Origin of the sequence: Anaeromonas gelatinilytica (genome assembly GCF_016820635.1) — a bacterium.
In the GTDB taxonomy this organism is placed as follows: Bacteria; Bacillota; Clostridia; order Tissierellales; family SIT17; genus Anaeromonas; species Anaeromonas gelatinilytica.
Window position 1 is genome coordinate 1 of sequence record NZ_WSFU01000115.1, and the last position, 10,065, is coordinate 10,065.

General features: G+C 26.9%; 10 protein-coding genes and 2 tRNA genes. 11 read left to right on the plus strand and 1 reads right to left on the minus strand.

The annotated features are described in order from the left end of the window. The first annotated feature begins 79 nt into the window (after positions 1-79). The 4 genes from GOQ29_RS09910 (at position 80) to GOQ29_RS14680 (ending at position 1,647) form a co-directional block, all read left to right on the plus strand. A complete protein-coding gene (locus GOQ29_RS09910) occupies positions 80-292 on the plus strand; it encodes a helix-turn-helix domain-containing protein (protein ID WP_203372495.1) in 213 nt (70 codons plus the stop codon). Positions 293-392: 100 nt separating this feature from the next. Further along, a complete protein-coding gene (locus GOQ29_RS14670; protein WP_252187586.1) occupies positions 393-806 on the plus strand; it encodes an N-terminal phage integrase SAM-like domain-containing protein in 414 nt (137 codons plus the stop codon). 120 nt (positions 807-926) lie between these two features. Next, the gene (locus tag GOQ29_RS14675; RefSeq protein ID WP_484477079.1) at positions 927-1,286 is read left to right on the plus strand and encodes a tyrosine-type recombinase/integrase; all 360 of its coding nucleotides are present in this window, start codon (positions 927-929) and stop codon (positions 1,284-1,286) included. 109 nt (positions 1,287-1,395) lie between these two features. After that, the gene (locus GOQ29_RS14680; RefSeq protein WP_252187588.1) at positions 1,396-1,647 is read left to right on the plus strand and encodes a tyrosine-type recombinase/integrase; all 252 of its coding nucleotides are present in this window, start codon (positions 1,396-1,398) and stop codon (positions 1,645-1,647) included. Positions 1,648-1,671: 24 nt separating this feature from the next. Here the strand turns inward: GOQ29_RS14680 and GOQ29_RS09920 are convergent. Then, positions 1,672-1,757, minus strand: a tRNA-Leu gene (locus GOQ29_RS09920). Between the two features lie 333 nt (positions 1,758-2,090). Between GOQ29_RS09920 and GOQ29_RS09925 the strand changes: the two genes are divergently transcribed. The 7 genes from GOQ29_RS09925 to GOQ29_RS09955 all read left to right on the plus strand — a co-directional run bounded on the left by GOQ29_RS09925 (position 2,091) and on the right by GOQ29_RS09955 (position 9,844). Next, a complete protein-coding gene (locus GOQ29_RS09925) occupies positions 2,091-2,672 on the plus strand; it encodes an RNA polymerase sigma factor (protein WP_203372496.1) in 582 nt (193 codons plus the stop codon). A gap of 33 nt (positions 2,673-2,705) precedes the next feature. Further along, positions 2,706-3,866, plus strand: a complete 1,161-nt coding sequence (locus tag GOQ29_RS09930; protein ID WP_203372497.1) for a DUF4349 domain-containing protein — start codon at positions 2,706-2,708, stop codon at positions 3,864-3,866. A gap of 124 nt (positions 3,867-3,990) precedes the next feature. After that, the gene (gene polA / locus GOQ29_RS09935; RefSeq protein ID WP_203372498.1) at positions 3,991-6,669 is read left to right on the plus strand and encodes a DNA polymerase I; all 2,679 of its coding nucleotides are present in this window, start codon (positions 3,991-3,993) and stop codon (positions 6,667-6,669) included. After that, entirely contained in the window at positions 6,656-7,282 is a 627-nt protein-coding gene (coaE, locus tag GOQ29_RS09940) for a dephospho-CoA kinase (protein WP_203372499.1), read from the plus strand. The genes polA and coaE overlap by 14 nt, the downstream gene beginning before the upstream one ends. A gap of 11 nt (positions 7,283-7,293) precedes the next feature. After that, a complete protein-coding gene (locus tag GOQ29_RS09945) occupies positions 7,294-7,854 on the plus strand; it encodes a lytic transglycosylase domain-containing protein (RefSeq protein ID WP_207750693.1) in 561 nt (186 codons plus the stop codon). Between the two features lie 78 nt (positions 7,855-7,932). Further along, positions 7,933-9,702, plus strand: coding sequence for a peptide ABC transporter substrate-binding protein (locus GOQ29_RS09950; RefSeq protein WP_203372500.1), 1,770 nt, complete (start codon positions 7,933-7,935; stop codon positions 9,700-9,702). A 55-nt stretch (positions 9,703-9,757) separates the two neighbouring features. After that, positions 9,758-9,844, plus strand: a tRNA-Leu gene (locus GOQ29_RS09955). Positions 9,845-10,065 lie beyond the last annotated feature (221 nt).

The following is a 10,065-nucleotide window of genomic DNA, read 5'->3' on the forward strand; positions in this document are numbered from 1 at the left end:
AGAGTAGAAATCATTACAAATCTCTACTCTGAAAAAAGTCTAACTTTTTGGGGTCACCTTATACTTGGAGGTATTTTTTATGGAAAGAAAAATAACAAAAAAAGATACCTACCCTGTTATGTTTAAAGAGTATCCAGACGTAGTTGATGTGGAACAAATGAGTGAAATGATTGGGATAAGTACAAAGACAGCTTACAAGTTACTCCGAGAAAATAAAATACAACATTTCAAGATAGGAAGAACTTATAAAATCCCAAAGCTCAATATCTTACTTTATATAAATGTCGTTTGAAAATCTACTGCGTCACAAAATTGTAAGCAGTCAATTAAGCTGATATACTAAAATTGTCAGTGGTAGGTGATTGACTGCTATTATTTTAGGAGGAACTAACATGGTAGCAGGACACTTACGAAAACAAAATGGATATTTTCAAATGATATTAAGTTATAAGTATGGTGATGGCAAAAGACGTACCAAATCAATCAGTACAGGACTTCAAATCAAAGGAAATCAGAAACGTGCTGAAGCTATGCTCTTAGAACCAAGAAAGAATTTCAATTCAGAGGACGCTATGACGGATAAGAACACTCCGTTCCATAAATTCCTTGAAAAATGGCTGAAAGACAAGATGAAAAGTTTAGATGCCGAAACTTTTGCATTGTACTCATATAACGTAAAAATTTTCATAAAGCCATATTTTGAAAAGTCAAAGATTCGTATCTGTGATTTAAAAACATCAGATATTGAAAGCTATTACAATCATGAGAAATCAGAGAATCGGGCAACTAAAACGGTTATCTTGTAATTACATGAAGTAATTACAATAGCTCTTGACTATGCAGTCGAACTTGAATGGATTGATAGTAATTCTGCAAAGGACATTAACCCAGCAACAGATGAGGTGTCTATACTTTTTACAGATTTTATGCTTGAATGGTTGGAAATGATGAAATCTTGTGTAGAAAAAACAACATTGGCATCCTACAACAGTACAGTGAAAAAACGTATTGTACCCTACTTCTTAGAAAAGAAATATACACTTACTGAAATGGAGGAAAACCCTAAATATATTCAAGATTACTATCAATACGAATTAAATTTAGGATTATCAGCGAACACAGTTATTCACAGTCATGCGAATATACGAAAAGCATTGCAATATGCCTTTCAACTTCAATTAATTAAACCAACCCAGCTGATAGAGTGGAACGTCCTAAGAAAGAGCAGTATGTTGCAAGTTACTATAATGCAGAAGAACTTGATACCTTGTTTAAAGTTTCCATAGGCGACCCTATGGAACTGGCAATCATTTTAGCAGCCTTCTATGGATTGCGTCGGAGTGAGATAATCGGTTTAAAATGGGATGCTATTGACTTTAAACGTAAAACAATAACTTGAGGAAGATTAGATTTCATGATTTAAGACATAGTTGTGCCAGCTTACTATATGCTAATGGCGTGAGTTTGAAAGAAATACAAGAATGGTTAGGTCATAGTGATATTTCAACAACTTCAAATATCTATACACATTTAGACTACAACAGCAAGATTTCTTCTGCTAATGCAATTCTACCTGCATTCCCGTCTGAACAGCCGATAGATTTTTACGAAGATTGGGATGAGATAGAAATAAAAAAAGCTCTGTAGTCTAAACTAAAGAGCTGAATTTACTGGTGCCGGTGGTGGGACTCGAACCCACACGCCATTATAGCACGCGATTTTGAGTCGCGGTCGTCTGCCAATTCCGACACACCGGCTTGCTTATAGGCTTATATTTAAAATCTCGCAACACTTACTTATCCTAACAGATTTAAGAGGGATATTAAAAATAAAGCAGTTTATTAAGTTGTAAGAACCTTGATTTATCAAGGATTCTGCCATATGTGTGTATAGCACACGCATTAGATTTTGAGTCCGGCGCGTCTACCAGTTCCACCACTTCGGCATATTCATGACGAGATATATAATAACATATATATTAATAAAATGTCAAGTGAATTTGGAAATTAATATTTAAATATAATTATTATATAAATGGAACTTTTTTTCTTTTTTATAAGTCAAATATATAAGGCGAAAGGGGTGTGAATATGACCTTAAATGAAAAAATATTAATAAAGAAAGCGTCCAATGGTGATATAAATGCTTTTGAAAAGTTAATAGATAGTTATCAAAAAAGAGCATATAATATAGCTTTAAAATTCATGAAGGAGCCTGAAGATGCTAAAGATGTATCTCAACAAGCTTTCATTAAAATTTTTAAATATATTAAAACATTTAATTTCAAATCATCCTTTAATACTTGGATTTATAGAATTATAGTAAATATATGCATAGATTCTATAAATAAAAATAATAAAAATGAAACTTATCTATTAGATAATCCTATTGAGACATTAGAAGGGAAAATGAGTAGGGATGTAAGAGATGATAGAAATAAACCTGATGATATTTTAGATAAGAAAGAGAGTAGGGAGTTAGTACATAATGCAATTAATAGATTAGATGATATATATAGAATAATTATAATTTTAAGAGATATAGAGGGATTTTCATATAAAGAAATATCGGAGATTTTAGAAATATCAATAGGAACAGTAAAATCTAGGATTAAAAGAGGGCGGGATAAATTGAGAATAATTTTGAAAGAAGAATTGGAACAAAATTTGTAGAATTAAGTCTAAATATATGGAAGGAGGAGAAAAATGAATTGTAATGAATGTGTTGAAAAAATATCTCCTTATATTGATAATGAACTCAGTGAAATAGAAAAAAAAGAATTTGAAGATCATATTAAAGAATGTAAAGAATGCGATAAAATATATAAAGAGACATTAGATGTTGTTGAGAAAGTAAAATCTATTGGAAACGAATCTTTACCTGATGATTATGAATATATATTGAGAAATAAACTAGAAAATGAAAAATCATTTATGGCAAGGAAAAAAAGCTATAGAAAGTGGATTAGTTTAGGAGTTGCTATTTCATTAATACTTATTATATTTATAATGCCTAAAATGTTTTATATTATAAAGAATAATTTAAGTACAAATTCTGGAAATAGAACAGAAGAAAGTATTGATACAACAGAGCAAAATAATAGTATAGGAGTAAATGATAGCATAAATAATAATATAGAGTCATCTGATACTCATGAAAAAGAATATGATGCAAAAAATATAATAAATAATAAAATAATAAAAAATTCTTATATTAAAATGGAAATAATAGATTTCAATAAAATACTAGAAGAAATATATGATTATATTAATTCTAAAGAAGGATTTATTGAAAATTCTGATATTAATATTGTAAATGAAGGAAATAGAGAATATAGGGAAGGGAATATAAATATAAAAATTCCACAAGAGGATTTAGATGAGACTATTAAATTTATATCTCAAAGAGGAAAAGCTATTAATATATCTACAAGTTCTGATGATGTTACTAAAGAATATATTGATTTAGAAGCTAGATTGAGTAATCTTAATATTCAAGAAAAAAGATTAAAAGAGTTATTAGATGAAGCTGAAAATATTGATGATATTTTAAATATAGAAAATGAACTTAGGAGGATAAGAACAGAAATTGAACAGGCACAATCTACATTAGAAAATTTAGATGATTTAGTATCATATTCTACTATAAATTTAGAAATGACGGAAGTTGATTCTATTGATGATAAAATTCAATCATTAGATAATAATATATTTTTAACTTCAAGGAAGGGCTTTATATCTACTATAAATTTTATTATTAAAGTTTTTCAAAATATTATTATATACACTATAACTTTTTTGCCAATATTAATATTAGTAGCTATATTAATATTTTTATTTCGTAAAAAGAATAATGTGAAAAAATAATTTGTTTTGATGAGTAAATAAAGGAGATCTATTTTAATAGATCTCCTTTATTTACTGAAAAAGTTTTTTAGTATATACTTATTTTGTAGAACAAATTATTTAATGATTTAGAGGAGTTGTAAAAATGGAGAATAAAAGAGTAGTTTTGATAGACGGAAATAGTTTATTACATAGAGCTTATCATGCATTACCACCGTTAAAGAATAAAGATAATTTATATACAAATGGAGTATATGGATTTATGACAATGCTTTATAGAGTTTTAGATGATTATAATCCTGATTATATATCAGTGGCTTTTGATAAGAAAGGACCTACATTCAGACATAAGGAGTATATAGATTATAAAGCAGGCAGAAAGAAGACTCCAGATGATTTAGGGATGCAATTTCCAATATTAAAAGATGTATTAGATAAAATGAATATAGATAGAGTGGAGATAGACGGTTATGAAGCAGACGATATTGTTGGAACTTTAGCTAAATATTGTGGCGATAAGAATATGGATGTTATTTTGGTTACAGGAGATAAGGATTATCTTCAATTAGTAGATAAGAATATAAAGGTTTTAATTACTAAAAAAGGTATTACGAATCTTGAAATATACGATGAAGAAGCTATGTTAGATAGATATGAATTAACACCTACTCAATTTATAGATTTAAAGGGACTTATGGGAGATAAGTCTGACAATATACCAGGAGTTCCAGGAGTTGGTGAAAAAACAGGTATAAAACTTTTAAAAAAATATAATTCAATTGAAGGAATATATGACAATATAGAAGAAGTTTCAGGAAAGAAATTAAAAGAAAGACTCATAGAAAATAGAAATCAAGCATTTATGAGTAGAAAACTGGCTGAGATAATCATAAATGTTCCGTTAGATATTAATTTAGAGGAACTAAAAAGAGAAGATCCAAATGAAAAAGAGCTATTAGAATTATACACTAAGTTAGAATTTAAAACTTTTATACAAAAGATTGATAAAAAGGTTATAGAAGATTCTAAAGAGAGTATTGATATGAATATAAAATTTTTGAATACTAAAGAAGATTTAATGAAAGAAGTAAAAAATATTAATAATAAACATGATCTTATATTTAAGTTTATTGTTAATGGTTTAAATCCTTTGAAAGATGATATTTTAGGTTTATCTTTTAAATATAGAAAGGAAGACTCTTTTTATATTTCTTTTGAAAATGAAGAAGATATAAGAGAAAAATTATTATATTTAAAAGAAGTATTTAGAAGTTCGGATATTTCTAAATCCGGTCATAATATCAAAGAAGATATATTAGTATTATTTAGATATGGTTTAGAAATAGATAATATTTCTTTTGATTCTGTAATTGCACAGTATTTAATAGAAGCTTCACAAAATGATTATTCTTTGAAAAAAATAGCAGATGATTATTTAAATATAGGGATCAAAAATTTTGAAGATTTATTAGGTACTGGAAGAAATAAAAAGACTTTGAAGGAAATAGAAAGAGAAGAATTATCTGAGTTTATATTGTCTCAGTTAAATATAATATATAAAGTAAAACCTATATTGATGAAGAAAATTGAAGATTATGATATGAAAGAATTATTCCAAAATATAGAAATGCCACTAATTGAAGTTTTAGCAGATATGCAATATCATGGATTTAAAGTTGATTCTCAAATATTAAGAGAATTAGGAGAGGAATTTGATGAAAAGATAAATAGTTTAACTCAAAATATATATGAATACAGTGGAGAAAAATTTAATATAAATTCTCCAAAACAATTAGGAATTATTTTATTTGAGAATTTGAATTTGCCGGTAATTAAAAAAACTAAAACAGGCTATTCTACTAATGCTGAAGTTTTAGATAAATTATTAGGTGAACATCCAATAATAGAAAAAATATTGGAATATAGACAGATTGTAAAATTAAAATCAACTTATGTAGACGGACTTATGCCTTTAATAGATAAAAAAACTAATAGAGTACATTCGAATTTTAATCAAACAATAACTACTACAGGTAGAATTAGTAGTACAAATCCAAATCTTCAAAATATACCTATAAAGACTGAAGAAGGGCGAAAAATAAGAAAGGTATTTGTGGCTGATAATGAAAATTATAAATTAGTAGATGCAGATTATTCTCAAATAGAATTAAGAGTATTAGCTCATATTTCAAATGAGTCAAAACTTATTAAAGCCTTTGAAGCTCAAGAAGATATTCATACAAAAACTGCTTCAGAGGTATTTGAAGTTAAAAGAGATGAAGTGACTTCTTTAATGAGAGGAAGAGCAAAAGCAGTTAATTTTGGAATTATATATGGTATAAGTGATTATGGTTTATCCAGGGATTTAGACATTAGTAGAAAAGAAGCAAAAAAGTATATTGATAATTATCTTAAAAATTATAGTAATGTTAAAGAATATATGGATGATATAATAAGTCAAGCTAAAAAGGATGGTTATGTAAAAACTTTATTAAATAGAAGAAGATTTATTCCAGAAATAAAATCAAGAAACTATAATATAAGATCTTTTGGAGAAAGAACAGCATTAAATACTCCTATACAGGGAACGGCAGCAGATATTATAAAGATAGCTATGCTTAATGTATATAGGGAATTAAAAATTAGAGGGTTAAAATCTAAACTTATATTACAAGTTCATGATGAGTTAATTATAGAAACTCATAAGGAAGAAATAGAAGAAGTAAGATTGTTACTTAAAGATTTAATGGAAAATGCTATAAAACTTGATGTACCTTTAGTTGTTGATATGCAAGAGGGAGACAGCTGGTATGAGGCAAAGTGAGATTAAAATAATTGGATTAACAGGAGGAATAGCTACTGGTAAAACTACTGTTTCAAGAATAATAAGAGAAAAAGGATATCCTTTGATAGATGCAGATTTAGTAGCAAGAGAAGTAGTAGAGGTAAACGAACCAGCATATAGGGAGATTGTTAATATATTTGGTACTTCAATATTACTTTCTAATAATAATATAGATAGAGAAAAATTAGGTAGTATAATATTTGATAATAAAAATTTAAGATCTAAACTTAATAATATTGTTCATCCAAGGATTTATTTAAAGGTTAAAGAATATATTGAGAAATATAAAAAGAAAGGATCTAAATTAATATTCGTAGATATTCCTTTGCTTATAGAAGTAAAAAATGATTTAGAAAAAGAAAATATAAGATTTGATGAAATATGGCTGGTTTATGCTAATAAAAATCAACAAATAGAGCGATTAAAAGAAAGAAATAATTATACAAATGAGGAAGCAGTATCTAGAATAAATTCTCAAATGGATATTGAGGAAAAAAAGAAATACTGTGATAGAATAATTGATAATACTAAAAATATTAAATATACAATAGAATCTATAGAAAAAAATATATCAGAAATAATAATGGAATAGGTGGGGTATATTTGAAAAATAAATCATCAGATATATTATCTGCTATAATATTAATTATATTAATATTAGTAATAACAGTTTTAAGTATTAAGTTTGTAAAGGAAAAAATATATCCACTAAAATACAAGGAATATATATTAATGTATTGTGATGATTATAATGTAGATCCTAATTTAGTTGCTGCAATAATTAGTGTAGAAAGTAAGTTTAATAAAGATGTAGTATCATCAAAGGGAGCTATAGGATTAATGCAGATATTGCCTGAAACAGCTATATGGATATCTCAGCAAAATTCTATGAAAGAATTTGAAGAGTGGATGTTATATACTCCTGAAGTGAATATAAAAATGGGTACTTGGTATATAAATCATTTATATAAACAGTTTGAAGATATTGATCTTATTTTAGCAGCATATAATGGTGGAAGTGGAAATGTTTCAAAATGGCTTGAGGATGAGAAATATAGTAAAGATGGTAAAACATTAGATATTGTTCCTTTTAAAGAAACTAGAGAATATATAAAAAAAGTGAATTTTAGAAGAAAAGTATATAAATATTTATATGATTTATAATTTTAATATTAAGTTCAATATTATATAATTTTTGATATAATATTAGTATTGAGATTTAATTTTTAAGGAGGAATATTATTGAGAAAACTGAGGATGAAAATTTTAGCAGTTGTTTTGTTAGTGAGTATTGTGATGATTGGATGTACAGATAATACCCTTAATGATGAAAAAAAAGAAGGTAATATTGAGGAAGAGGAAAATTATGATCCAGAATACGGGGGTAAAATAACTATACCAATTTCTCCAGTAAATACTATAAATCCTCTTTTAAATAAAAGTGAAAGTTTGTATGATTTTTATAGGTTAGTTTATGAAGGGTTATTTGAGTTTAATGAAAATCATGATATAGAAAAATTATTAGTAGATAGTTATAAGATTGAAAATAGAGGGCGTACTATAAATATAAAGTTAAAGGATAATGTTAAATGGCATGATGGCGAAGATTTTACTTCTAAAGATGTAAAATTTACTATAGATGCATTGAAACATGCTGCTAGGGATTCTATATATAGAGATATATTAGAACAATATTTTAGTGCTATAAAACCAGAAAATATTGAACATATATTTAATGTTAATATAATTGACGATAAAAATGTGGAAATAAATTTTGATAGAAGCTATAGTAATGCATTAGAGAGTTTAACATTCCCTATATTTCCACAACATAAATTTAAAAATGGAAGTGGAGGCAATGATTTTGATAAGTTGTTAAGTGATAAAGAAGATTATACATTTATTGGTACAGGTCCATATAAATTTGTAGATTACGAAAAAATGAAATTTATTGAATTAGAAGCTAATAATGAATGGTGGAAAGGAAAACCATATATTAATACAATAGTTGGTAAGATTATTGAAGATGATGTAACAGTTACTTCTTTTAATTCAAGAGGTGTTGATTTGGCGAAAGTATCAGGAAGAGATTGGGATAAATATTCTGATAATGCTAACACTAAGATTTATGAATATGTTACTAATAATTATGAGTTTTTAGGTTTTAATTTTAGAAAGACAATATTTAATAATGAGAATGGTAAAATTATAAGAAAAGCTATAGCTTATGGAATTGATATTAAAAATATTATTGAGAAAAATTATATGGGAAATGCTACAGAATCTGATTTGCCATTATTATATAAATCTTGGCTAATAAATGAAGATGCAATTAAATACGAATATGATCCTGATGAAGCTAAAGATATATTAAAAAAAGCAGGTTTTGTTGATTCTAATAAAGATGGTATATTAGAGACACCAGATGGGAAAAAATTAGAATTTAAATTATTAACCAATTCCTATAATTCTTTAAGGACTGGTACTGCAGATATGATAATTAAAGATTTAAAAGAAATAGGAATATCTATTATACCAGATTATACTATTAAAAATGAAGAAATGGTTTCAGATGATGAGATTGAAAAAGATTGGGGAAATATAACATCTAGAATTAAAAAGGGAGATTTTGATATAGTTTTAATAGGATGGGAATTTTCTGAAACTCCAGATTTGTCTTTTGCGTTTCATTCACAAGAGATAAAAAAAGGAAATAATTTCATAGCTTATAAAAATCCTAAGATGGATCAATTATTAGTTGAAGCTTTTAATGCTCAAAGTAGAGAAGAAAAGAAAGAGAAATATCATGATATACAAGATATTTTATTAGAAGATTTACCATATGTAGGTTTATTTTTTAGAAACAATGCTCTACTTATAGATAATAGAATTAAGGGTGATATTAATCCAAAATCTTATGATTTGTATAAAGATATATATAAATGGTTTATTCCTAAAGAATTACAAAATAATCCATCAGGAGATAATGATGGTTCTGATAAAAACAAGTAAATTTCTTGACATAATTAGTATTTAGAGTTAGAATATAAAAGCAATCTAAATACTAGCCGTGGTGGTGGAATTGGCAGACACGCTATCTTGAGGGGGTAGTGATCAAATGATCGTGCGGGTTCGAATCCCGCCTACGGCACCAAGTTATAAGCTACATTTTTGTTGGAGATAAACCAATGAGAATGTAGCTTTTTTCGTATCTAAAATATTATTTAAGTTTGCAGTACCCAAGCGGGTACTGCCAGCCTGTCGAAAAAGGTCCAGCGGAAGAGGCCACTGAAAAAGTCCAAAAAAGATATAATTTCGAATTTGTGATGGAAATCATATCTTTTTTTAGTTACAATATAAGTATCAAATAAAAGT

Bases quoted from the DNA above. Each gene is read 5' to 3' on its own strand.
- GOQ29_RS09925 (WP_203372496.1), top strand. From the start codon at position 2,091: ATGACCTTAAATGAAAAAATATTAATAAAGAAAGCGTCCAATGGTGAT.
- GOQ29_RS14675 (WP_484477079.1), top strand. From the start codon at position 927: ATGCTTGAATGGTTGGAAATGATGAAATCTTGTGTAGAAAAAACAACA.
- GOQ29_RS09910 (WP_203372495.1), top strand. From the start codon at position 80: ATGGAAAGAAAAATAACAAAAAAAGATACCTACCCTGTTATGTTTAAA.
- GOQ29_RS09930 (WP_203372497.1), top strand. From the start codon at position 2,706: ATGAATTGTAATGAATGTGTTGAAAAAATATCTCCTTATATTGATAAT.
- polA (WP_203372498.1), top strand. From the start codon at position 3,991: ATGGAGAATAAAAGAGTAGTTTTGATAGACGGAAATAGTTTATTACAT.
- coaE (WP_203372499.1), top strand. From the start codon at position 6,656: ATGAGGCAAAGTGAGATTAAAATAATTGGATTAACAGGAGGAATAGCT.
- GOQ29_RS14670 (WP_252187586.1), top strand. From the start codon at position 393: ATGGTAGCAGGACACTTACGAAAACAAAATGGATATTTTCAAATGATA.